The 23,563-nt window shown below is 54.5% G+C and carries 18 protein-coding genes and 1 tRNA gene; 10 read left to right on the top strand and 9 right to left on the bottom strand.

What is annotated here, in order from left to right; genetic code table 11:
* Nucleotides 1-174: 174 nt before the first annotated feature.
* From ACH0VJ_RS05010 to ACH0VJ_RS05000, 3 genes are all read right to left on the bottom strand, one after another.
* Nucleotides 175-262 (bottom strand) — tRNA-Ser (locus ACH0VJ_RS05010).
* 148 nt (nt 263-410) lie between these two features.
* A complete protein-coding gene (locus ACH0VJ_RS05005; protein WP_000097894.1) occupies nt 411-1,088 on the bottom strand; it encodes a hydrolase in 678 nt (225 codons plus the stop codon).
* A gap of 19 nt (nt 1,089-1,107) precedes the next feature.
* Entirely contained in the window at nt 1,108-1,968 is an 861-nt protein-coding gene (locus ACH0VJ_RS05000; protein WP_000809969.1) for a pirin family protein, read from the bottom strand.
* A gap of 108 nt (nt 1,969-2,076) precedes the next feature.
* On the opposite strand from ACH0VJ_RS05000, the gene ACH0VJ_RS04995 reads away from it, so the two are divergent.
* Nucleotides 2,077-2,988 (top strand): LysR family transcriptional regulator, encoded by a 912-nt coding sequence (locus ACH0VJ_RS04995; RefSeq protein WP_000597928.1) that lies wholly within the window; start codon nt 2,077-2,079, stop codon nt 2,986-2,988.
* A gap of 90 nt (nt 2,989-3,078) precedes the next feature.
* Here ACH0VJ_RS04995 and infA read toward each other — a convergent pair whose 3' ends face one another.
* From infA to trxB, 6 genes are all read right to left on the bottom strand, one after another.
* Nucleotides 3,079-3,297, bottom strand: coding sequence for a translation initiation factor IF-1 (gene infA, locus ACH0VJ_RS04990; RefSeq protein WP_001040187.1), 219 nt, complete (start codon nt 3,295-3,297; stop codon nt 3,079-3,081).
* Nucleotides 3,225-3,608 (bottom strand): membrane protein, encoded by a 384-nt coding sequence (locus ACH0VJ_RS04985; RefSeq protein ID WP_001539595.1) that lies wholly within the window; start codon nt 3,606-3,608, stop codon nt 3,225-3,227. Before ACH0VJ_RS04985 ends, infA begins: the two co-directional genes overlap by 73 nt.
* Nucleotides 3,609-4,313 carry a leucyl/phenylalanyl-tRNA--protein transferase gene (gene aat, locus ACH0VJ_RS04980; RefSeq protein WP_001241649.1) on the bottom strand — a complete coding sequence of 235 codons (705 nt, stop codon included), beginning with the start codon at nt 4,311-4,313 and terminating at the stop codon, nt 3,609-3,611.
* Between the two features lie 44 nt (nt 4,314-4,357).
* Nucleotides 4,358-6,079 (bottom strand): cysteine/glutathione ABC transporter ATP-binding protein/permease CydC, encoded by a 1,722-nt coding sequence (gene cydC / locus ACH0VJ_RS04975; protein WP_001202263.1) that lies wholly within the window; start codon nt 6,077-6,079, stop codon nt 4,358-4,360.
* Nucleotides 6,080-7,846 (bottom strand): cysteine/glutathione ABC transporter permease/ATP-binding protein CydD, encoded by a 1,767-nt coding sequence (gene cydD / locus ACH0VJ_RS04970; protein ID WP_001044541.1) that lies wholly within the window; start codon nt 7,844-7,846, stop codon nt 6,080-6,082.
* A 113-nt stretch (nt 7,847-7,959) separates the two neighbouring features.
* Complete coding sequence (trxB, locus tag ACH0VJ_RS04965; protein WP_000537407.1) at nt 7,960-8,928, bottom strand: thioredoxin-disulfide reductase; 969 nt, start codon at nt 8,926-8,928, stop codon at nt 7,960-7,962.
* 546 nt (nt 8,929-9,474) lie between these two features.
* Between trxB and lrp the strand changes: the two genes are divergently transcribed.
* From lrp to ACH0VJ_RS04920, 9 genes are all read left to right on the top strand, one after another.
* Nucleotides 9,475-9,969 carry a leucine-responsive transcriptional regulator Lrp gene (gene lrp / locus ACH0VJ_RS04960; RefSeq protein WP_000228469.1) on the top strand — a complete coding sequence of 165 codons (495 nt, stop codon included), beginning with the start codon at nt 9,475-9,477 and terminating at the stop codon, nt 9,967-9,969.
* A gap of 134 nt (nt 9,970-10,103) precedes the next feature.
* On the top strand, nt 10,104-14,219 hold the full coding sequence (ftsK, locus tag ACH0VJ_RS04955) for a DNA translocase FtsK (RefSeq protein ID WP_001537429.1): 4,116 nt from the start codon (nt 10,104-10,106) through the stop codon (nt 14,217-14,219).
* Between the two features lie 142 nt (nt 14,220-14,361).
* Nucleotides 14,362-14,973, top strand: coding sequence for an outer membrane lipoprotein chaperone LolA (gene lolA, locus ACH0VJ_RS04950; protein WP_001519746.1), 612 nt, complete (start codon nt 14,362-14,364; stop codon nt 14,971-14,973).
* Between the two features lie 9 nt (nt 14,974-14,982).
* The gene (gene rarA, locus ACH0VJ_RS04945; protein WP_000067785.1) at nt 14,983-16,326 is read left to right on the top strand and encodes a replication-associated recombination protein RarA; all 1,344 of its coding nucleotides are present in this window, start codon (nt 14,983-14,985) and stop codon (nt 16,324-16,326) included.
* A gap of 258 nt (nt 16,327-16,584) precedes the next feature.
* Nucleotides 16,585-17,877, top strand: a complete 1,293-nt coding sequence (gene serS / locus ACH0VJ_RS04940; protein ID WP_000886697.1) for a serine--tRNA ligase — start codon at nt 16,585-16,587, stop codon at nt 17,875-17,877.
* A gap of 237 nt (nt 17,878-18,114) precedes the next feature.
* A complete protein-coding gene (dmsA, locus tag ACH0VJ_RS04935; RefSeq protein ID WP_000850250.1) occupies nt 18,115-20,559 on the top strand; it encodes a dimethylsulfoxide reductase subunit A in 2,445 nt (814 codons plus the stop codon).
* Between the two features lie 10 nt (nt 20,560-20,569).
* Complete coding sequence (gene dmsB, locus ACH0VJ_RS04930; RefSeq protein ID WP_000213069.1) at nt 20,570-21,187, top strand: dimethylsulfoxide reductase iron-sulfur subunit DmsB; 618 nt, start codon at nt 20,570-20,572, stop codon at nt 21,185-21,187.
* A 1-nt stretch (nt 21,188) separates the two neighbouring features.
* Nucleotides 21,189-22,052, top strand: a complete 864-nt coding sequence (locus ACH0VJ_RS04925; protein ID WP_000534681.1) for a dimethyl sulfoxide reductase anchor subunit family protein — start codon at nt 21,189-21,191, stop codon at nt 22,050-22,052.
* A 349-nt stretch (nt 22,053-22,401) separates the two neighbouring features.
* Nucleotides 22,402-23,550, top strand: coding sequence for an MFS transporter (locus ACH0VJ_RS04920; RefSeq protein ID WP_000109274.1), 1,149 nt, complete (start codon nt 22,402-22,404; stop codon nt 23,548-23,550).
* The last annotated feature ends 13 nt before the right edge of the window (nt 23,551-23,563 follow it).

Here is a 23,563-nt window from a genome sequence, read left to right as displayed (position 1 = left end):
TCGACCTGCTCAACGACGGCTATTTTAAAGGATAGAGGATAATCGCGTTGGGTGCGTTTGAACTCAGTCATCATCACGTTCTCCGGATTTAAGTCTGGAACGTGTCAACGCTATTCAGGACGGGTCATATGTGAAAAAAAAGCCCGTACTTTCGTACGAGCTCTTTCTTAAATATGGCGGTGAGGGGGGGATTCGAACCCCCGATACGTTGCCGTATACACACTTTCCAGGCGTGCTCCTTCAGCCACTCGGACACCTCACCATATTGTATTGCTGCCTGACCGCTTGGGGGGCAACGGGGCGCTACTATAGGGAGTTGCGCTAAAACGGTCAAGCAGAATTTACATATTCACTGTCGTTTGCTCATGCAATAGACATAATCCCCGCCCAAACTGGCGCGGGGAGGCAAATTAGCGCTGTGAATCCAACATTTCGTTGTTTTTCACCACATCCTGCGCTTTGCTGTAGCTTTCTATCAGCAGTTGATAGGCCGGGAATACCTGAGTATAAACGTCGGCCCACGCGGCGGCGTTTTCACGGTTCCAGGTGCCTTGCAGCTCAGAGGCGACTGCGGCAGTATCCATCGGTACGACGCCAGCCTGTACGATACGCGCCAGGGTGATCTCCTGCGCCATCTTACTGTAGGTACCGGATGCGTCGATCACGGCAAATACCTTATAACCTTCCGCTACCGCGCTAATGGCCGGGAATGCCATACACACGCTGGTAATCGTCCCGGCAATGATCAGCGTCTTACGACCCGTCGCTTTTACCGCCTTAACGAAATCTTCGTTATCCCAGGCGTTAATTTCACCTTTGCGCGCAATGTACTGCGCATGTGGCGCATTAGCGTGGATCTCCGGGATCAGCGGGCCGTTCGGACCTTGCGGTACGGATGCCGTGGTAATGACCGGCATTTTCGCTAACGTCGCCATCTTCGCCAACGCCGCGGCGCGAGCGCGTAATTCCGGCATTGGCATATCGCCTACGGTCTGGAAAAGACCGCTTTGATGATCGATTAAAAGCATCACGGAATCGTTAACATCAATTACCGGGCGCAAACCATTAAAATTAGCAGGACTTGACATCGTGTTCTCCTTCATGTTTTCAGATTTGGCCAAAACGGCCGGAGTTGAAATCGCGGACTGCTTCTGCGATCTCTTGTTTCGTGTTCATAACAAATGGGCCGTAACCCACAATCGGTTCATTCAGTGGCTCGCCTGATAACAGCAATACGCTGGCGTCGCTGCTGGCCTCAAGGTGCAGCGTTTTCCCTTGCTGGCTCAATACCACCAGTTGCGCTTCGTTGACCGGCGTCGTGCCGTTCACCGTGATATTGCCTTTCAGTACCACCAGCGCGGTGCTCCATCCTTCCGGCTGTGCCAATGTAAGCTGGCGATTGCGTTGCAGGCGCATATCCCAGACATTGAGCGGCGAGAAAGTGTGCGCCGGGCCTTTTGTCTCTTCATAACGCCCTGCGATGACCCGCACGACTCCGGCGTCATCCGGCAACGTAACGGTCGGGATAACATCGTGGGTAATGCTTTGATAACCCGGGGTGGTCATTTTGTCCTTCATGGGAAGGTTAACCCACAACTGCACCATTTCCAGTTCGCCGCCCCGACGGGTAAACGCGTCGGAGTGGAACTCTTCATGCAAAATGCCTGCGCCTGCGGTCATCCACTGAACGTCGCCCGGGCCGATAACGCCGCCGCGACCGGTAGAGTCCCGATGCTCGACTTCGCCACTATAAACAATCGTCACGGTCTCGAAACCGCGGTGTGGATGCTCCCCAACGCCGCGTTTTTCATTACCCGGCGTAAATGTGTGCGGCCCGGCATAATCCAGCAGCAGGAAGGGACTCAACTGCTGCGCATGTGACTGATAAGAAAAGAGTGAACGAACCGGAAATCCATCGCCAACCCAGTGCGGGCGAGGTGCGGTATAGACGCCTGTAATCTGTTTCATGGTGTTCTCCTCAGTGGCGTTGTCTTGATGTGAATAAGCTTATATTCATGACAAAAGCTTCGGTAGTGGCTAAAATGGCTCATACCGTTCCATTAATAGGACAATGTAATGATAAAAACGGATCTCAATGATTTTGCGTGGTTTGTGCATGTGGTCGAAGAGGGTGGGTTTGCCGCGGCGGGGCGTGCGCTTGATGAACCAAAATCAAAACTGAGCCGGCGTATTGCGCAACTGGAGGAACGGCTGGGCGTGCGATTGATTCAGCGAACCACCCGGCAGTTTAACGTTACCGAAGTGGGACAAACATTCTATGAGCACTGTAAAGCGATGCTGGTGGAAGCTCAGGCGGCGCAGGATGCCATTGCCGCATTGCAGGTAGAGCCTCGCGGTATCGTGAAGCTGACCTGCCCGGTGACGCTGCTGCATGTACACATCGGCCCAATGCTGGCGAAATTTATGGCGCGTTATCCTGATGTTTCGCTACAGCTTGAAGCGACCAATCGTCGGGTGGACGTCGTAGGGGAGGGGGTGGATGTGGCGATTCGCGTCAGGCCGCGCCCGTTTGAAGATAGCGACCTGGTGATGCGCGTCCTGGCTGACAGAGGGCATCGCCTGTTTGCCAGCCCGGATCTCATCGCACGGATGGGAATCCCTTCCGCGCCGGCGGAGTTGAGCCATTGGCCAGGGCTAAGTCTTGCATCCGGCAAGCATATCCACCGCTGGGAACTTTACGGCCCGCAGGGCGCGCGTGCGGAAGTCCATTTTACCCCGCGTATGATTACCACCGACATGTTGGCGCTACGCGAGGCGGCGATGGCGGGCGTGGGGCTTGTGCAGCTACCTGTCTTAATGGTGAAAGAACAACTGGCCGCCGGTGAACTGGTCGCGGTGCTGGAAGAGTGGGAGCCCCGGCGGGAGGTTATTCATGCTGTGTTCCCATCCCGGCGAGGATTATTACCTTCCGTACGTGCGTTGGTCGATTTTTTGACGGAAGAGTATGCGCGCATGGTGGAAGAGTAACCTGCTCGTCATTCATCAACTTAATGGACGCAAAAAAGGCCGGTTAAACCGACCTTTTATCCAGCCGCCCTTCAGGGCGTGAGGAGACAATTAGCGACTACGGAAGACAATGCGGCCTTTGCTCAGGTCGTACGGGGTCAGCTCAACGGTCACTTTGTCGCCCGTCAGGATGCGGATGTAGTTCTTACGCATTTTACCGGAGATGTGTGCAGTAACCACGTGACCGTTTTCTAACTCTACGCGGAACATGGTATTAGGTAACGTTTCGAGAACGGTACCTTGCATTTCAATATTGTCTTCTTTGGCCATCTAATCCTCTGGGGTATCACTACCATAATTTGAACCGGCAAGATAATGCCGAACTTCTTTTGATAAGTAAAGATTTGTGCGTTTAAAACACAGCAAACCAGGTTTAGCACATGATTCCGCGACACACGACAACGCCGCGTTATACACCTTTTCCCTGATACTACCGCCTGATGAATCGACATAAGCGCAACATATAAGGGAACGGTGAAATAAACGATGGGCGTTACCTGACAACGGGCTGCGGGATAATGAGCTAAACCAATTCTGCGGCAGCAATTATAACACCCCAATAAAAAATGTGCCGAAAACATTCACTTCCGGGGCAAAAATAATGTCCGCGGCACCCAAAAACGGGAGGCCAGCGGCTGTTGGCGTAAGGCTGCGAGGTGATCGAGATAGTCACGACGTGGAATTTCAATGGCGCCGAGCGAGGCGGTATGACTATTAAGTACCTGACAATCAATAAGTTTACCGCCGTGACGGATAAATTCAGCGCAAAAAACCAGCAGTGCGGTTTTAGAGGCATTCTCCTGGCGGCTAAACATCGATTCGCCGCAAAATAGCGCCCCCTGCGAGACGCCATACATCCCGCCGACCAGTTCCCGATCGCGCCACACTTCAATGGAGTGCGCGTGGCCCAATTCATGTAATCGGCGATAGGCTTCCTCAATACCACGCGTTATCCAGGTGCCTTCGTCACGGTGATTGGCGCATCCATCAATGACCCGGTCGAAAGCGTAATTGAGCGTCACGCGGTAAGGGGATGCGTTGTGAAAGCGCTTCATGCTGCGACTGAGGTGAAACTTTTCAGGCCACAGCACGGCGCGCGGATCGGGCGACCACCACAGAATCGGGTCGCCCGGCGAAAACCACGGGAAAATCCCGTGCTGGTAGGCCATTAACAACCGGGCAGGGCTGAGATCGCCGCCCAGCGCCAGTAAACCGTTAGGCTCGCGTAAAGCGCCTTCCGGCGAAGGGAAGGCGATAGAATGTCGGGAAAGCTGAACCAGACGCATGACGGCGAAACTCCAGTACGCAAGTCGGATCGTTCAATAATAGCTTACAGACGTTGTTTAAACTGATAATAGCGCCCTTGTCCGGCTAACAATTCTGCATGAGTGCCTCGCTCAATGATGCGCCCGTCGTCCATTACGATGATTTGATCAAAACGGGCCAGGCCGCGCAAACGGTGAGTCACCATCAGGACGGTTTTCTCGCGCATCACATCGGCAAGTAATTCCAGCATTTCGCTCTCGGTGGTCGCATCCAGCCCCTCAGTGGGCTCATCCAACAGCATTAACGGAGCATCATGCAACAGCGCGCGGGCGATGGCCAGACGACGAAGTTCGCCGCCGGATAGCAGGCGACCGCCTTCGCCGAGCCAGCTATTAAGCCCACTATCTTCGAGCAGATTTTCGAGGCCGACGCGACGCAGCATGTCGGAAAGGGCTTCGTCGCTGGCATTGGGCGCCGCCAGTAATAAATTATCACGCAGCGTGGCGCTGAACAGGTGGACACGCTGCGGCACCACGCTGATAGTCCGGCGTAAGGCGGATTCGCTCAGCGAGGATAGCGGAAGATCGTTGAGCAGAATTTCGCCTTGTTGCGGGTCCCAGGCGCGGGTGAGTAGCTGCAACAGCGTTGATTTTCCGCAGCCGGTACGCCCCAGAATAGCGACATGCTCGCCAGGATTAGCCTGTAATGAGAGGGCATTGAGCGCATTAATCGGCTGGTCGGGATAACGAAACGAAACGTCCCGCAGGGTGAGTGTGACCTTTTCCGGCGCGAGAGATTCTGTCTGCGGAAAGGTCACCTCCGGTTTTTGCTCCGTTAATTCAGTGATACGAAGCGCAGAGGCGATAACCTGCCCCAGATGCTGGAATGCGCCGGTAACGGGCGCAAGCGCCTCGAAAGCCGCCAGCGCGCAGAAGACAAACAGCGCGATGAGCGCGCCGGGCTGCGTATTGCCGCCAACGCCGCCGGAGGCCATCCACAACATTAACATCACCGCCAGCGCACCAATCAGCAGCATTAACGCCTGCGATAAGGCGGTGAGTTCAGACTGTCGGCGTTGGGCCTCATGCCATTGTAATTCGGTGGCTTCCATTTGCGCCCGATAGCGTTTGCTGGCGCCAAAAATGGTGAGTTCCGCCTGGCCCTGTAACCATGACGTGAGCTGCTGGCGATACTGACCTCGTAGATGCGTCAGATTTTGGCCGGTATTTTTGCCGGCGCGATAAAACACCGGCGGCATAATAAACAGCGTCAACAGCATAATGCCGCCCAGCGTGATCGCCAGCGTCACGTCGAGAACGCTAAGCCCCAGGGTGACAATCATAATCACTACAAAAGCGCCGACCAGCGGGGAGATGACGCGCAAATAGAGATGGTCCAGCGTGTCGACGTCGGCAACGATGCGGTTCAGCAGTTCACCTTGCTGATAACGCGCCAGACCCGCGGGGGAGAGTGGTAGAAGTTTGCTAAAGGTATAAATACGCAGATGTTGCAGTACGCGGAACGTGGCGTCATGACTTACCAGACGTTCAAAATAACGACCAGCGGTACGGGTAATGGCCGCGCCGCGCACGCCGGCTGCCGGGAGCATATAGTTAAAACTGTAAATTCCCGCGAAGCCTGCGATAGCGGACGCGGACAGGAACCAGCCGGAAAGCGTCAGCAGCCCGATACTGGCAAGCAGTGTCAGGATTGCCAGCGCAATTCCCAGCGTTAGCATCCATTTATGGCGTTTATAAAGCGTCAGATAAGGGAGTAGCGCGCGCATTTAAATATCCTCCTGACGGTGAGCCAATAACGTCGCAAAAGCGCCGTTGGCGGCGCTGAGTTCAGCATAACTGCCTTGTTCGACAATCGCGCCATCTTGCATAACCCAGATAGCGTCCCAGTCGGCGAGATCTTCCAACTGATGCGTCACCATTAATGTGGTCTGGCGTTTTGACGCCGCTTTTAACGCCTGCATGACGCGTTGCTCGCTGTGAGCGTCCAGGCTTGCCGCCGGTTCATCCAGCAGTAGCAGTTGACAGGGATTAAGTAGCGCACGGGCGACCGCTACACGCTGTGCCTGGCCGACGGAAAGTCTGCTGGCATGATTGCCGAGCGGGGTGTCTACTCCCTGCGGCAGCAGCGGTAAAAACTCGCTTACCCATGCGGCGTCAAGCGCGGCATAAAGTTCCTGCTCGCTGGCGTCCGGGCGCGCCAGTAATACATTTTCGCGTAGCGTCGCTGCAGGTAATTGCGGGTTTTGCCCAACCCAGGAGAGATGCTGGCGCCAGGATTCCGGCGAGAGATCGCGAAGCTCGACACCGTTAATACGCAAAGATCCCTGATAGGAGAGAAAACCGGATAATACATTCAACAGAGAGCTTTTACCGGAACCGCTGCGTCCTACCAGGACGGCGCGTTCTCCTGCCGCTAATGAGAAATTCAGCGGCCCGGCAAGCGTTTTGCCTTCTGGCGAGGTGATAATAAGATTGACTGCGTCAATGGTTACAGGTTCGTTTTCCGCCAGCTCAACTTCGCCGCGCGCCGGGTGGGCGAGGGGTGTTTCCAGAAACGTCTTCAGACTATCCGCCGCGCCAACCGCCTGCGCCTTAGCATGGTAAAACGTGCCGAGGTCGCGTAACGGCTGGAAAAACTCCGGCGCGAGGATCAAGGCGAGGAACCCGGCGGCGAGCGTCACGCCGGTACCGTAATGACCAAAGTTCAGTTCGCCCAGGTAAGAGAAGCCAAAATAAACGGCGACCAGCGCAATAGAAAGCGAGGTGAAAAATTCCAGCACGCCGGAAGATAAAAAGGCGAGGCGCAGTACTTCCATCGTGCGCTGACGAAAATCCTGCGATGCTGCGCGAATGCTTTCGGTTTCCGCTTCTCCACGACCGAAAATTCGCAGCGTTTCCATCCCGCGCAGACGGTCAAGAAAATGGCCGCTTAGCCGGGCAAGCGCCAGGAAATTGCGGCGGTTGGCGTCAGCCGCGCCCATCCCCACCATTGCCATAAATAGGGGAATGAGCGGGGCGGTGCCCAGCAGAATCAGCGCCGCCGCCCAATTTGACGGGAAAATCGCCGCCACGATTAAGAGCGGTACGCAAACGGCAAGCGCCATTTGCGGCAGATAGCGCGCATAATAGTCATGCATATCGTCAATCTGTTCCAATACCAGCGTCGCCCAGCTACCGGCGGGCTTGCCCTGAATCCAGGCTGGGCCGGCTTGCTGCAGACGATCCAACACCTGACGGCGGATCTCAAAGCGAATATGTTGTCCGGCATGAAAACCGACGCGCTCGCGCAACCACACCACCCAGGCGCGGAGGACAAAGACCAGTATCAGCAGGATAAAAGGGAGCAACAGCGCTTCCCGTGGAATGTTCTCCATGATCATATGTTGCAGGATACGCGCCATGATCCAGGCCTGAGCGACAATTAATACGCCACTCATGAACCCCAACAGGCGGGAAATATTCAACCACCGTTGGGAGATTACGCTTTGCTGTTTTAACCAGCGGGTCAGCTCTTTTTGACGGGTTTTATTCATTGCACGCTTAGCAGGTGAGTTATTGGAATTTCAGGCAGGGCAATGTTACAACGACGCAAAAATAAAGGCGACTTATAGTCGCCTTTTTTACTTTTGTTACTGATTTGTAAAAACTATTTGCTCGCGTCGGCCAGACCATCGAGATAGCGTTCAGCATCCAGCGCCGCCATACAGCCCGTACCTGCAGAGGTGATCGCCTGACGGTAAATATGATCCATAACGTCACCCGCCGCGAATACGCCAGGGATGCTGGTTTGTGTGGCGTTGCCATGGGTGCCGGACTGAACTTTGATATAACCATTTTCCAGCTCAAGCTGGCCTTCGAAGAGCGCCGTGTTTGGGCTATGACCGATGGCTACGAAAAGTCCGGCGATGTCCAGCGTCTCGATATTATCGCTCTGCTGCGTGTCGCGAAGACGCAGACCGGTGACGCCCATCTGATCGCCTGTCACTTCTTCCAGCGTCCGGTTGGTGTGCAGAATGATATTGCCATTTTCGACTTTATCCATCAGGCGCTTAATGAGGATTTTTTCAGCGCGGAAACCGTCACGGCGATGGATAAGGTGCACTTCCGAAGCGATGTTGGACAGATAAAGCGCTTCTTCAACCGCGGTGTTGCCGCCGCCGATCACCGCCACTTTCTGATTGCGGTAGAAGAAACCGTCGCAGGTTGCGCAGGCGGAAACGCCGCGCCCTTTAAAGGCTTCTTCCGATGGCAGCCCCAGATAGCGCGCGGAAGCGCCGGTCGCAATGATCAACGCATCACAAGTGTACTCTGCGCTGTCACCTGTCAGACGGAACGGACGATTTTGCAGATCCACGTTGTTGATGTGATCAAAAATTATCTCGGTTTCAAATTTTGCCGCATGTTCATGCATGCGTTCCATCAGCAGCGGGCCGGTCAAATCGTTTGGATCGCCGGGCCAGTTTTCCACTTCCGTCGTGGTAGTCAGTTGACCGCCTTTTTCCATACCGGTAATAAGTACCGGCTGTAAATTTGCGCGTGCGGCATATACCGCCGCGGTATATCCCGCCGGTCCTGAGCCCAGAATAAGCAGCTTACTGTGTTTGGTCGTGCCCATGAGATCCCCATAGTTGTTGGCAGACAATGAGCAGAATTGTAGGGAATTTACAGACGTAAAAAAAGAGCATAACGATTTTGTTAACAATATGTGTAATAGCATGAACCGATGAACGACCGCGACAGCGGCGTTATCATCACAAACTTTAATTAAAATCGGTAACTTATAAGGTGACGAAATGACAGTTTACCGCCCTCTCTAATGAATAACTGGCATGTTGTACTAAAAATCGATGTTTTGCTTTGACAATCACCTGCTGTTTTGCGAAAACATTCGAGGAAGAAAAAAACTGTGTTATGTATGTGCTGCATAATCATGCATGTAAATACCATGTTTACCGGGCTAGTGAAATCTACGCATGGCGTGGACAGACGCCATTCGTGATGTCGATAGCTGCCGCGAGGCAACGGTCTTCTCACCATAGACCAGGCATTGCGCGCCGTTAATCCCTCTGGGTTTCGGTCTATTGTGATGGGCAGCGACTCTGAACAGTGATGTGAGTAGAGTCAGGCAGGAGTAGGGAAGGAATACAGAGAGACAATAATAATGGTAGATAGCAAGAAGCGCCCTGGCAAAGATCTCGACCGTATCGATCGTAACATTCTTAATGAACTGCAAAAGGATGGGCGTATTTCCAACGTCGAGCTTTCTAAACGAGTAGGACTTTCGCCGACACCTTGCCTTGAGCGTGTGCGTCGGCTGGAGCGACAGGGGTTTATCCAGGGCTATACGGCGCTGTTGAACCCGCATTATCTGGATGCGTCACTTCTGGTATTCGTTGAGATTACCTTAAATCGCGGCGCGCCGGATGTGTTTGAACAGTTTAATGCCGCCGTGCAAAAGCTTGAAGAGATTCAGGAGTGTCATTTGGTTTCCGGCGATTTCGACTACCTGTTGAAAACCCGTGTACCGGATATGTCAGCGTATCGAAAACTATTGGGAGAGACGTTGCTGCGCTTGCCAGGTGTGAACGACACCCGAACTTACGTAGTGATGGAAGAGGTAAAACAGAGTAATCGTCTGGTTATTAAGACACGCTAACACGGAACAGGTGCAAAATCGCTGTAGTTTGATTACACTCCTGTTAATCCATACAGCAACAGTGCCGGGGCAACCCGGTGCTGTTGTCCGTTTTAGCATCGGGCGGGAAAAGCCTGGAACCTGGAGAGCCTTTTTTGAGCCAGGAATATACTGAAGACAAAGACGTCACATTGACGAAGTTAAGCAGCGGGCGCCGACTTCTGGAAGCGTTGTTGATACTTATTGCCCTTTTTGCCGTCTGGTTGATGGCGGCCTTGTTGAGCTTTAACCCTTCGGACCCCAGTTGGTCGCAAACCGCCTGGCATGAACCCATCCATAATTTAGGCGGCGCGCCGGGCGCGTGGCTGGCCGATACACTGTTCTTTATTTTTGGCGTAATGGCCTACACCATCCCTGTCATTATTGTCGGCGGGTGTTGGTTTGCGTGGCGTCATCAGTCTACGGATGATTACATCGACTATTTTGCTGTGTCGCTACGCCTTATCGGCGTGCTGGCGCTGATTCTCACTTCCTGCGGTCTGGCGGCCATTAATGCTGACGATATCTGGTATTTCGCCTCTGGCGGCGTAATTGGCAGCCTGTTAAGCACCACGCTGCAGCCGTTGTTGCATAGTAGCGGCGGAACGATAATGCTTCTCTGTATTTGGGCTGCCGGGCTGACGCTCTTTACCGGCTGGTCCTGGGTCAGTATCGCCGAAAAATTAGGCGGCTGGCTGCTTAATATACTGACCTTCGCCAGCAACCGTACCCGGCGTGATGATACGTGGGTTGACGACGAAGAGTATGATGACGAATACGATGAAGAAACCGACGGCGTGCAGCGTGAATCTCGCCGGGCGCGTATTTTGCGCGGCGCGTTGGCGCGTCGTAAGCGACTGGCTGAAAAATTCAGCAATCCACGGGGCCGTCAGACCGATGCCGCGCTCTTTTCCGGCAAACGGATGGATGATGACGAGGACATTCAGTATAGCGCGCGCGGCGTCGCTGCCGATCCCGACGACGTTCTGTTTTCGGGCAACCGTGCGACGCAGCCGGAATATGATGAATATGATCCGCTGTTAAACGGCCATTCTGTCACCGAACCGGTCGCCGCCGCTGCGGCTGCAACTGCCGTCACCCAGACGTGGGCAGCGTCCGCCGATCCCATAATGCAAACGCCGCCCATGCCTGGGGCTGAGCCGGTTGTCGCGCAACCGACCGTGGAGTGGCAGCCCGTACCGGGGCCGCAAACCGGCGAACCGGTTATGGCGCCTGCGCCGGAGGGGTATCAGCCGCATCCGCAATATGCTCAACCGCAGGAGGCGCAAAGTGCGCCGTGGCAGCAACCTGTGCCTGTCGCTTCCGCGCCGCAATACGCCGCGACGCCAGCGACCGCAGCAGAATATGACTCTCTTGCGCCGCAGGAAACACAGCCGCAATGGCAGGCGCCGGATGCCGAACAACACTGGCAGCCGGAGCCGACCCATCAGCCGGAGCCGGTTTATCAGCCGGAGCCGATAGCGGCTGAACCTTCCCACATGCCGCCGCCGGTTATCGAACAGCCGGTTGCCACCGAGCCTGAACCTGACACAGAAGAGACCAGACCCGCCCGTCCTCCGCTTTACTATTTTGAAGAGGTGGAAGAGAAACGCGCCCGTGAGCGCGAACAACTGGCGGCATGGTATCAACCGATTCCGGAGCCGGTAAAAGAGAACGTGCCGGTCAAACCTACGGTATCTGTCGCGCCGTCCATACCGCCAGTGGAAGCGGTAGCCGCCGCCGCGTCGCTTGACGCAGGTATTAAGAGTGGCGCCCTGGCAGCAGGCGCCGCGGCCGCTGCGCCTGCATTTAGTCTGGCTACCGGCGGCGCGCCGCGTCCGCAGGTGAAAGAGGGGATTGGTCCGCAACTGCCGCGTCCGAACCGCGTTCGCGTGCCGACCCGACGGGAACTGGCATCGTACGGTATTAAGCTGCCGTCACAGAGGATTGCAGAAGAAAAAGCCCGCGAGGCGGAGCGCAATCAGTACGAGACGGGCGCGCAGCTAACCGATGAAGAAATAGATGCAATGCATCAGGACGAGTTAGCCCGTCAGTTTGCGCAGTCGCAGCAGCATCGTTATGGTGAGACGTATCAGCATGATACGCAACAGGCAGAAGATGACGATACCGCTGCGGAAGCTGAATTAGCCCGCCAGTTTGCCGCTTCGCAACAGCAGCGCTATTCCGGCGAGCAACCCGCTGGCGCGCAGCCGTTCTCACTGGACGATCTGGATTTCTCGCCAATGAAAGTATTGGTTGATGAAGGTCCGCACGAACCGCTGTTCACGCCGGGTGTCATGCCCGAGTCAACGCCTGTTCAGCAACCTGTAGCGCCGCAGCCGCAGTATCAGCAGCCGCAGCAGCCGGTAGCGCCGCAGCCACAGTATCAGCAGCCGCAGCAGCCGGTAGCGTCGCAGCCACAGTATCAGCAGCCGCAACAGCCGGTAGCGCCTCAGCCACAGTACCAGCAGCCGCAACAGCCGGTAGCGCCGCAACCGCAGTATCAGCAGCCGCAGCAGCCGGTAGCGCCTCAGCCGCAGTATCAGCAGCCGCAGCAGCCGGTAGCGCCGCAGCCGCAGTATCAGCAGCCGCAACAGCCGGTAGCGCCGCAGCCGCAGTATCAGCAGCCGCAGCAGCCGGTAGCGCCGCAGCCGCAGTATCAGCAGCCGCAACAGCCGACAGCGCCGCAAGACAGCCTGATCCACCCGCTGTTGATGCGTAACGGCGACAGTCGTCCATTGCAGCGTCCGACGACGCCGCTGCCTTCATTAGATCTTCTGACGCCGCCGCCGAGCGAAGTTGAACCGGTAGATACCTTTGCGCTGGAACAAATGGCGCGTCTGGTTGAAGCGCGTCTGGCGGATTTCCGCATTAAAGCTGATGTGGTGAACTATTCGCCAGGCCCGGTCATTACTCGCTTTGAACTCAATCTGGCCCCGGGCGTTAAAGCGGCGCGTATCTCCAACCTTTCCCGGGATCTGGCGCGCTCATTGTCAACGGTAGCCGTACGCGTTGTGGAAGTCATTCCAGGCAAACCTTACGTAGGGTTGGAATTGCCGAACAAGAAACGGCAAACCGTTTATCTGCGCGAAGTGTTGGATAACGCCAAATTCCGCGAGAATCCGTCGCCGCTTACCGTGGTGTTAGGTAAGGATATCGCGGGCGATCCGGTAGTGGCGGATCTGGCGAAAATGCCTCACCTGCTGGTGGCCGGTACGACCGGTTCCGGTAAGTCGGTCGGGGTTAACGCCATGATCCTCAGTATGCTGTATAAAGCGCAGCCGGAAGACGTTCGCTTTATCATGATCGACCCGAAAATGTTAGAACTTTCGGTCTATGAAGGTATACCGCATCTGCTGACGGAAGTTGTTACCGACATGAAAGACGCGGCTAACGCGTTACGCTGGAGCGTCAATGAGATGGAGCGTCGCTATAAGCTGATGTCCGCGCTCGGCGTGCGTAATCTGGCTGGGTATAACGAGAAAATCGCCGAAGCGGCCCGCATGGGGCGTCCGATTCCGGACCCGTACTGGAAGCCGGGCGACAGTATGGATGTTCAGCATCCGGTTCTGGAAAAACTGCCGTATATCGTGGTACTGGTTGATGAATTTGCCGACCTGATGATGACCGTCGGTAAAAAAGTTGAAGAGCTGATCGCGCGTCTGGCGCAGAAAGCGCGCGCTGCGGGGATTCACCTGGTACTGGCGACGCAGCGTCCGTCGGTCGATGTGATTACTGGTTTAATTAAAGCCAACATTCCAACCCGTATCGCTTTTACCGTATCCAGCAAGATCGACTCCCGCACCATTCTTGATCAGGGTGGCGCTGAGTCGCTATTGGGAATGGGGGACATGCTCTATTCCGGACCAAACTCCACCATGCCCGTACGTGTCCATGGGGCGTTTGTGCGTGACCAGGAAGTCCATGCGGTGGTGCAGGACTGGAAAGCGCGCGGTCGTCCGCAATATGTGGATGGCATTACCTCCGACAGCGAAAGCGAAGGTGGCGGTGGCGGTTTTGACGGCGGCGAAGAATTAGATGCGCTATTCGATCAGGCCGTTAATTTCGTCACCCAGAAGCGTAAAGCGTCCATTTCCGGCGTTCAGCGTCAGTTCCGCATCGGCTATAACCGTGCGGCGCGTATTATCGAACAGATGGAAGCGCAGGGTATTGTCAGCGCTCAGGGGCATAACGGTAATCGTGAAGTGCTGGCTCCGCCGCCTTTTGAGTAAACCTGTAAGACGGATGGCGCTGTGCAGGCTGCCATCCGGCAACAAAATTCAGTATTTTCTTCTTTCCTCATGCTGATTTTTGGCCTGGAATAGAAAGCAAAAGGAGCTCCTGGTCGGGAGTGTCGAAACCTGAGGAATAATGATGAAAAAAATGGCAATCGCCTGTGCATTACTTTCAAGCGTTGTAGCCAGCAGCGTATGGGCTGACGCCGCCAGCTCTCTGAAAAGCCGTCTGGATAAAGTGAGCAGCTTTCATGCCACCTTTACTCAAAAAGTCACCGATGGCAGCGGTGCCGCGGTGCAGGAGGGACAGGGTGATTTATGGGTTAAGCGGCCAAATCTATTCAACTGGCATATGACGCAACCTGACGAGAGTATTCTGGTTTCTGACGGCAAAACGTTATGGTTCTATAACCCGTTTGTAGAACAGGCTACCGCCACGTGGTTGAAAGATGCCACCGGAAATACACCGTTTATGCTGATTGCCCGCAACCAGGCCAGCGACTGGCAGCAGTATAATATTAAGCAGGATGGCGATAATTTTGTGCTGACGCCGAAAGCCAGCAACGGCAATCTGAAACAGTTCACCATCAATGTGGGACGCGACGGGACTATCCACCAGTTTAGCGCCGTAGAACAAGACGATCAGCGTAGCGCCTATCAGCTAAAATCCCAGCAAAACGGCGCTGTTGATCCGTCAAAATTTACGTTTACTCCGCCGCAAGGGGTAACGATAGACGACCAACGTAAGTAGAGGCGATGAGTGAGCAATCTGTCGCTCGATTTTTCTGATAATACGTTTCAACCGCTGGCCGCGCGAATGCGGCCGGAAAATTTAGCGCAGTATATCGGCCAGCAGCATTTGCTGGCCGCAGGTAAGCCGTTGCCTCGCGCTATTGAGGCCGGGCATCTGCACTCCATGATTTTATGGGGGCCGCCAGGGACGGGGAAAACCACGCTCGCTGAAGTGATCGCCCGCTACGCCAGCGCCGATGTCGAGCGTATTTCCGCCGTCACTTCTGGGGTAAAAGAGATTCGCGAAGCTATCGAGCGCGCCCGCCAGAATCGTAATGCCGGTCGCCGTACCATCCTGTTTGTCGATGAAGTGCATCGCTTTAACAAAAGCCAGCAGGACGCCTTTTTACCGCATATCGAAGATGGCACTATCACCTTTATCGGCGCGACCACGGAAAATCCCTCTTTTGAGCTGAACTCGGCGTTATTGTCGCGAGCGCGGGTCTATCTGCTGAAATCGTTGACCACTGACGATATTGAGCAAGTACTGGACCAGGCGATGCAGGACAAAACGCGTGGTTACGGCGATCAGGATATCGTGTTACCGGATGAGACACGGCGAGCGATTGCTGAGCTGGTCAATGGCGACGCGCGGCGCGCCTTAAATACGCTGGAAATGATGGCTGATATGGCGGAGGCGGATGACAGCGGCAAACGCGTTTTATTGCCCGCCTTGTTGACCGAGATCGCCGGCGAGCGCAGCGCGCGTTTTGATAACAAAGGCGATCGCTTCTACGATCTTATTTCCGCCTTACATAAATCAGTGCGCGGCAGCGCGCCGGATGCCGCCCTCTATTGGTATGCCCGTATCATTACCGCGGGAGGCGATCCGCTGTACGTGGCGCGTCGCTGCCTGGCGATTGCCTCGGAAGATGTGGGTAATGCCGATCCGCGCGCGATGCAGGTCGCCATTGCCGCATGGGATTGTTTTACCCGCGTTGGCCCGGCTGAAGGCGAGAGGGCGATCGCGCAGGCTATCGTTTATCTCGCCTGCGCGCCGAAGAGCAACGCCGTCTATACCGCCTTTAAGGCTGCGCTGGCCGATGCGCGCGAACGTCCTGATTATGACGTTCCTGTCCATCTGCGTAATGCGCCAACCAAACTGATGAAAGAGATGGGCTATGGCCAGGAGTACCGCTATGCCCACGATGAGCCCAATGCCTATGCTGCGGGTGAAGTGTACTTCCCGCCGGAAATCGCGCAAACGCGCTATTATCATCCGACAAATCGTGGTCTGGAAGGCAAGATTGGCGAAAAGCTCGCCTGGCTGGCTGAACAGGATCAAAATAGCCCCACAAAACGCTACCGCTAGTGTAAACGTTGCGGTAAGGTTATCTCTAAATATGATGCTCCAGGTATCATGGCGTTGATGATGAATCTCGTTATGCCTGATAGCACGTTGCTTATGAGGTCCGCGGGTATAGCGCAATGGATGCGTTGTTGCTGTCGTCGGTCAGGTAAGGCGAAAACGTCGCTATTACGTAAACGCGGTTTACGTTCATCAATACAATCAGAGGCGATCATTAATTGATCGCGTTTCCTTTTATTATTCGATAAGCACAGGATAAGCATGCTCGATCCCAATCTGCTGCGTAATGAGCCAGACGCAGTCGCTGAAAAACTGGCACGCCGGGGCTTTAAGCTGGATGTAGATAAGCTGCGCGCTCTTGAAGAGCGTCGTAAAGTTTTGCAGGTCAACACGGAAAACCTGCAGGCGGAGCGTAATTCTCGATCGAAATCCATCGGCCAGGCGAAAGCGCGCGGGGAAGATATCGAGCCTTTACGCCTGGAAGTGAATAAACTGGGCGAAGAGCTGGATGCGGCGAAAGCCGAGCTGGATACCTTGCTGGCGGAGATCCGCGATATCGCGCTGACCATCCCAAACCTGCCTGCGGATGAAGTGCCGGTAGGTAAAGATGAAAACGACAACGTTGAAGTCAGCCGCTGGGGTACCCCGCGTGAATTTGATTTTGAAATTCGCGATCACGTCACCTTAGGGGAAATGCACTCCGGCCTCGACTTTGCCGCCGCGGTTAAGCTGACCGGCTCCCGTTTTGTGGTGATGAAAGGACAGATTGCGCGTATGCATCGCGCATTGTCGCAGTTCATGTTGGATCTGCATACGGAACAGCACGGCTATAGCGAAAACTACGTGCCGTATCTGGTTAACCACGACACGCTGTATGGCACCGGTCAACTGCCGAAATTCGCAGGCGACTTGTTCCATACCCGTCCGCTGGAAGAAGAAGCAGACAGCAGCAACTATGCTTTGATCCCGACGGCGGAGGTTCCGCTGACCAATCTGGTACGCGATGAAATCATCGACGAAGATCAGCTGCCGATTAAAATGACGGCGCATACGCCTTGTTTCCGTTCTGAAGCAGGCTCTTATGGTCGTGATACCCGTGGCCTGATTCGTATGCATCAGTTTGACAAAGTTGAGATGGTGCAGATCGTTCGCCCGGAAGATTCTATGGCTGCGTTGGAAGAGATGACCGGCCACGCGGAAAAAGTGCTCCAGCTACTGGGACTGCCGTACCGTAAAATCATTCTGTGCACTGGCGATATGGGTTTCGGCGCCTGCAAAACCTATGACCTCGAAGTCTGGGTTCCGGCGCAGAATACCTACCGCGAGATCTCTTCCTGCTCTAACGTCTGGGACTTCCAGGCGCGTCGTATGCAGGCACGCTGTCGCAGCAAGTCCGACAAAAAGACCCGTCTGGTCCATACCCTGAATGGTTCTGGTCTGGCGGTAGGTCGTACCCTGGTGGCCGTGATGGAAAACTATCAGCAGGCTGATGGCCGCATTGAAGTGCCGGAAGTATTACGTCCGTACATGAACGGACTGGAATATATCGGCTAATCCTCGCTTTCTCCTCTTCTAAAAAGCGCCTTCGGGCGCTTTTTTTATGCCAGTTTGATACCGGACAATAATCCCTACCCTATTAGGGGTAATACTGATTTCGAATGAAGGTCAGTTTTTAACACTATTTTTCTACTTTTTCGATATATATCAGACTTTATAGCGATGCTATCGCTATATAAAATTCTATACATCGTTTTATTGTTTTTTTTATTGTGAGCAGCAGAGTGAGCCCTTATGAAAACTAAGATCCCTGATGCCGTGCTGGCAGCCGAGGTGAGCCGTCGTGGTTTAGTCAAAACCACCGCGATAGGCGGCCTGGCGATGGCCAGTAGCGCATTTACCCTGCCATTTACCCGCATCGCTAACGCCGCAGAGGCGATAAGCCCGGCGAAAACCGGCGAGAAAGTCGTCTGGAGCGCCTGTACGGTAAACTGTGGCAGCCGTTGTCCGCTACGTATGCATGTTGTGGATGGCGAAATCAAATATGTAGAAACGGATAATACCGGAAACGATGATTACGATGGCCTGCACCAGGTTCGCGCCTGCCTGCGCGGTCGTTCTATGCGTCGTCGCGTCTATAACCCGGATCGGCTCAAGTATCCGATGAAGCGCGTCGGCGCGCGCGGCGAAGGTAAATTTGAGCGTATTAGCTGGGACGAAGCCTACGATATCATTGCTACCAATATGCAGCGTCTTATCAAAGAGTATGGCAACGAGTCCATTTATCTGAACTATGGCACGGGAACGCTGGGCGGCACTTTGACACGTTCATGGCCGCCGGGAAAAACGCTGGTCGCTCGTCTGATGAACTGCTGCGGCGGTTATCTTAACCACTACGGTGATTACTCTTCCGCGCAAATCGCAGCGGGTCTGAACTACACCTATGGCGGCTGGGCGGATGGCAATAGTCCATCCGACATTGAAAACAGTAAGCTGGTGGTGTTGTTTGGTAATAACCCTGGCGAAACCCGCATGAGCGGGGGCGGTGTAACGTATTATCTTGAACAGGCGCGGCAGAAATCAAACGCGCGGATGATCATTATCGATCCTCGTTACACCGACACCGGCGCCGGTCGCGAAGATGAGTGGATTCCGATTCGTCCAGGTACCGATGCGGCGCTGGTCAATGGTCTGGCATATGTCTTAATCACCGAGAACATGGTCGATCAGCCGTTCCTGGATAAATATTGCGTCGGTTATGACGAAAAAACCTTGCCTGCCAGCGCGCCGAAAAACGGTCACTACAAAGCCTATATTCTGGGCCAGGGTAAAGACGGTATCGCGAAGACGCCGGAGTGGGCGGCGCAAATTACCGGTATCCCGGCGGATCGCATTATTAAGCTGGCGCGAGAAATCGGCAGCGCTAAACCCGCCTATATTTGCCAGGGGTGGGGACCGCAACGTCATGCTAATGGAGAAATCGCCACGCGCGCCATCTCGATGCTGGCGATCCTGACGGGTAATGTTGGGATTAACGGCGGTAACAGCGGCGCGCGCGAAGGGTCTTATGCCCTGCCATTTGAACGTATGCCCACGTTGGAAAATCCGGTTGAAACCAGCATCTCCATGTTTATGTGGACCGATGCCATTGAACGCGGCCCGGAAATGACGGCGCTGCGTGATGGCGTGCGGGGTAAAGATAAGCTGGACGTGCCGATCAAAATGATCTGGAACTATGCTGGCAACTGTTTGATTAACCAGCACTCTGAGATTAACCGCACCCACGAAATCCTGCAGGATGACAAGAAATGCGAAATGATCGTCGTTATCGACTGTCATATGACCTCGTCGGCAAAATACGCCGATATTCTGTTGCCTGATTGCACTGCTTCTGAGCAGATGGACTTTGCGCTGGATGCCTCCTGCGGAAACATGTCTTACGTTATCTTCACTGACCAGGCGATTAAACCGCGCTTCGAGTGTAAGACGATTTATGAGATGACCAGCGAACTGGCGAAACGTCTTGGCGTGGAACAACAGTTTACCGAAGGACGGACGCAAGAAGAGTGGATGCGTCATCTGTACGAACAGTCGCGTAAATCCATTCCGAATCTGCCCACCTTTGAGGAGTTCCGTAAGCAAGGCATCTTCAAACAGCGCGACCCCGAAGGCCACCATGTCGCCTATAAAGACTTCCGCGAAGATCCGCAAGCGAATCCACTTACAACGCCATCGGGCAAGATTGAAATCTATTCACAGGCGTTGGCGGATATCGCCGCCACCTGGGAGCTGCCGGAAGGCGACGTTATCGATCCATTACCGATCTACACGCCAGGTTTTGAAAACTATAACGATCCGCTAACGGATAAATTCCCGCTGCAGTTGACGGGTTTCCACTATAAAGCGCGTGTGCATTCCACTTATGGCAACGTAGACGTACTGAAAGCCGCCTGTCGCCAGGAAATGTGGATTAACCCAATGGATGCGCAGAAACGCGGTATCAACAATGGCGATAAAGTCCGCATCTTCAACGATCGCGGCGAAGTACATATTGAGGCTAAAGTGACGCCGCGCATGATGCCGGGCGTGGTCGCCCTGGGAGAAGGCGCATGGTATGACCCGGATGCAAAACGCGTGGATCAGGGCGGATGTATTAACGTACTGACGACCCAACGTCCTTCTCCGCTGGCGAAGGGGAACCCGTCACATACGAACCTCGTTCAGGTTGAAAAGGCGTAAGGAGTAACCGATGACAACCCAGTATGGATTTTTTATTGATTCCAGCCGTTGCACCGGTTGCAAAACCTGCGAACTGGCCTGCAAGGACTACAAAGATTTGACCCCGGATGTCAGCTTCCGCCGCATTTATGAGTATGCAGGCGGCGACTGGCAGGAAGATAACGGCGTCTGGCACCAGAACGTCTTTGCCTATTATCTCTCCATTTCATGCAACCACTGCGAAGACCCGGCCTGTACCAAAGTCTGCCCGAGCGGCGCGATGCACAAGCGCGATGACGGTTTTGTGGTAGTGAATGAAGAGGTCTGTATCGGCTGCCGCTATTGCCACATGGCCTGCCCGTACGGCGCGCCGCAGTACAACGCGGCCAAAGGTCATATGACCAAGTGCGACGGCTGTTATGACCGGGTGGCGGAAGGTAAGAAACCGATCTGCGTCGAATCCTGCCCGCTGCGGGCGCTGGATTTTGGCCCGATAGACGAACTGCGTAAAAAACACGGTGAGCTGGCTGCCGTCGCGCCGTTGCCGCGCGCGCATTTCACGAAGCCGAATATTGTGATTAAACCCAACGCCAACAGCCGCCCGACCGGGGACACTACCGGTTATCTGGCCAATCCGAAGGAGGTATAAGATGGGAAGTGGATGGCATGAATGGCCGTTGATGATCTTCACGGTCTTTGGTCAGTGCGTGGCCGGTGGTTTTATTGTTCTGGCTCTGGCGCTGATGAAGGGCGACCTGCGCGCGGAAACGCAGCAGCGGGTGATCGCCTGTATGTTTGGTCTGTGGGTGCTGATGGGGATTGGCTTTATCGCCTCGATGCTGCATCTGGGCTCGCCGATGCGCGCGTTTAACTCGCTTAACCGCGTGGGTGCTTCCGCACTGAGCAATGAAATTGCCAGCGGCTCGGTGTTTTTTGCGGTCGGCGGGATTGGCTGGCTGCTGGCGGTACTGAAAAAGCTGCCGCCGGCACTGCGCACACTCTGGCTGATTATCACGATGGTACTGGGCGTCGTCTTCGTCTGGATGATGGTACGCGTCTATAACAGCATCGATACAGTACCGACCTGGTATAGCGTCTGGACGCCGCTGGGCTTCTTCCTGACGCTCTTTATGGGTGGCCCGCTACTGGGTTATCTGCTGCTGCGCATCGCAGGCGTGAACGGTTGGGCGATGCGTTTGTTGCCTGCGGTGTCGGTGCTGGCGCTGGTGGTTATTGCCATTATGGTGGCCATGCAGGGCGCGGAACTGGCGACGATTCACAGTTCCATTCAGCAGGCGTCTGCTCTGGTGCCGGATTATGGCTCGCTGATGGCCTGGCGTATGGTGCTGCTTGCGGCGGCGTTGTGCTGCTGGATTGTGCCACAGTTAAAAGGGTATCAACCTGCGGTACCGTTGCTCTCTGTCGCCTTCATTCTGATGCTGGCGGGGGAATTGATTGGCCGCGGCGTATTCTATGGGCTGCATATGACCGTGGGCATGGCGGTAGCCAGCTAACGCGTTGACGCGCATTCGGCCTGCAGAACGTGCAGGCCGAATGCGCCTTTAGCCGCCATCAATTTAAGGAATATAACCGGGGCGGAGAAGGCGCATATAAATCCATAGAGAAGAAAACGAAGCTAAAGGAACCATGAAATTTTTCGACTGAACAAAACGCCGATTTTGCGGGTTAGATCAATAAAAACAAGGGGATGAATTTTTAGCCTTTCAATATATTCACGAACAGAATAAGTAAATCAAATCGATAGTCTCAAAACTTGCGGATCGCCCATGCGGAGCCGATTGACAATGTTTTTGGCGATGGCATGATGCGCATGAAATTTGAACTTCCTCACGGTTTTTATTCATGTCCACCTATACCCGTCCCGTCATGCTTTTGCTGTGCGGGCTACTTTTGTTGACCCTGGCCATTGCGGTACTGAATACGCTTGTGCCGCTGTGGCTTGCTCAGGCAAACCTTCCGACCTGGCAGGTGGGAATGGTCAGCTCGTCTTATTTTACCGGCAATCTGGTCGGGACGTTATTTACCGGGTATTTAATTAAACGCATTGGGTTTAACCGTAGCTATTATCTTGCCTCGCTGATCTTCGCCGCGGGTTGTGTCGGATTGGGGGTGATGGTGGGGTTCTGGAGCTGGATGAGCTGGCGTTTTATTGCTGGTATCGGCTGCGCTATGATTTGGGTGGTTGTCGAAAGCGCGTTGATGTGCAGCGGAACCTCGCATAATCGCGGGCGCCTGCTGGCTGCCTATATGATGGTCTATTACATGGGGACCTTCCTTGGACAATTATTGGTCAGTAAAGTATCTGGTGAATTGCTGCACGTCCTTCCCTGGGTGACCGGAATGATTCTGGCGGGAATTCTGCCGCTACTCTTTACCCGAATTGTAAATCAGCAAACGCAGACACGTCATTCCTCTTCTATTAGCGCCATGCTGAAGCTACGCCAGGCGCGTCTTGGCGTGAATGGTTGTATTATTTCCGGCATTGTTCTTGGTTCATTATATGGTCTGATGCCGTTATATCTGAAGCATCAGGGGATGGCTAACGCCAGCATCGGTTTCTGGATGGCGGTGCTGGTGAGCGCCGGTATTTTGGGGCAATGGCCAATGGGACGTCTGGCGGACAAATTTGGTCGCTTGCTGGTATTACGCGTACAGGTATTCGTTGTCATACTCGGTAGTATTGCCATGTTAACTCAGGCGGCGATGGCGCCAGCTCTGTTTATTCTGGGGGCGGCGGGTTTTACGCTTTATCCCGTTGCAATGGCCTGGGCCTGTGAAAAAGTCGAACACCACCAGCTTGTGGCAATGAACCAGGCGCTGTTGTTAAGTTATACGGTAGGGAGCCTGTTGGGGCCGTCTTTTGCTGCGATGTTAATGCAGAATTATTCAGATAATCTGCTGTTTATTATGATCGCCAGCGTATCGTTTATTTATCTGCTGATGCTGTTACGTAACGCCGGTCAGACGCCCAATCCTGTCGCCCACATCTGACTATTCTCTGAAT

The sequence above is a fragment of the Salmonella sp. 2020_1459 genome (assembly GCF_043847915.1).
GTDB classification, from domain to species: Bacteria; Pseudomonadota; Gammaproteobacteria; order Enterobacterales; family Enterobacteriaceae; genus Salmonella; species Salmonella enterica.
Note: the sequence above shows the minus strand (reverse complement) of the source record. Positions and strands in the feature narration are given on the sequence as shown.

Coding starts and splice junctions, on each gene's coding strand:
- ACH0VJ_RS04985 (WP_001539595.1), bottom strand. CDS start 3,608: ATGTTTTCGGCACATTTTTTATTGGGGTGTTATAATTGCTGCCGCAGA.
- ACH0VJ_RS04925 (WP_000534681.1), top strand. CDS start 21,189: ATGGGAAGTGGATGGCATGAATGGCCGTTGATGATCTTCACGGTCTTT.
- dmsA (WP_000850250.1), top strand. CDS start 18,115: ATGAAAACTAAGATCCCTGATGCCGTGCTGGCAGCCGAGGTGAGCCGT.
- lolA (WP_001519746.1), top strand. CDS start 14,362: ATGAAAAAAATGGCAATCGCCTGTGCATTACTTTCAAGCGTTGTAGCC.
- dmsB (WP_000213069.1), top strand. CDS start 20,570: ATGACAACCCAGTATGGATTTTTTATTGATTCCAGCCGTTGCACCGGT.
- trxB (WP_000537407.1), bottom strand. CDS start 8,928: ATGGGCACGACCAAACACAGTAAGCTGCTTATTCTGGGCTCAGGACCG.
- aat (WP_001241649.1), bottom strand. CDS start 4,313: ATGCGTCTGGTTCAGCTTTCCCGACATTCTATCGCCTTCCCTTCGCCG.
- serS (WP_000886697.1), top strand. CDS start 16,585: ATGCTCGATCCCAATCTGCTGCGTAATGAGCCAGACGCAGTCGCTGAA.
- ACH0VJ_RS04920 (WP_000109274.1), top strand. CDS start 22,402: ATGTCCACCTATACCCGTCCCGTCATGCTTTTGCTGTGCGGGCTACTT.
- ACH0VJ_RS05000 (WP_000809969.1), bottom strand. CDS start 1,968: ATGAAACAGATTACAGGCGTCTATACCGCACCTCGCCCGCACTGGGTT.
- ACH0VJ_RS04995 (WP_000597928.1), top strand. CDS start 2,077: ATGATAAAAACGGATCTCAATGATTTTGCGTGGTTTGTGCATGTGGTC.
- lrp (WP_000228469.1), top strand. CDS start 9,475: ATGGTAGATAGCAAGAAGCGCCCTGGCAAAGATCTCGACCGTATCGAT.
- infA (WP_001040187.1), bottom strand. CDS start 3,297: ATGGCCAAAGAAGACAATATTGAAATGCAAGGTACCGTTCTCGAAACG.
- cydD (WP_001044541.1), bottom strand. CDS start 7,846: ATGAATAAAACCCGTCAAAAAGAGCTGACCCGCTGGTTAAAACAGCAA.
- ACH0VJ_RS05005 (WP_000097894.1), bottom strand. CDS start 1,088: ATGTCAAGTCCTGCTAATTTTAATGGTTTGCGCCCGGTAATTGATGTT.
- cydC (WP_001202263.1), bottom strand. CDS start 6,079: ATGCGCGCGCTACTCCCTTATCTGACGCTTTATAAACGCCATAAATGG.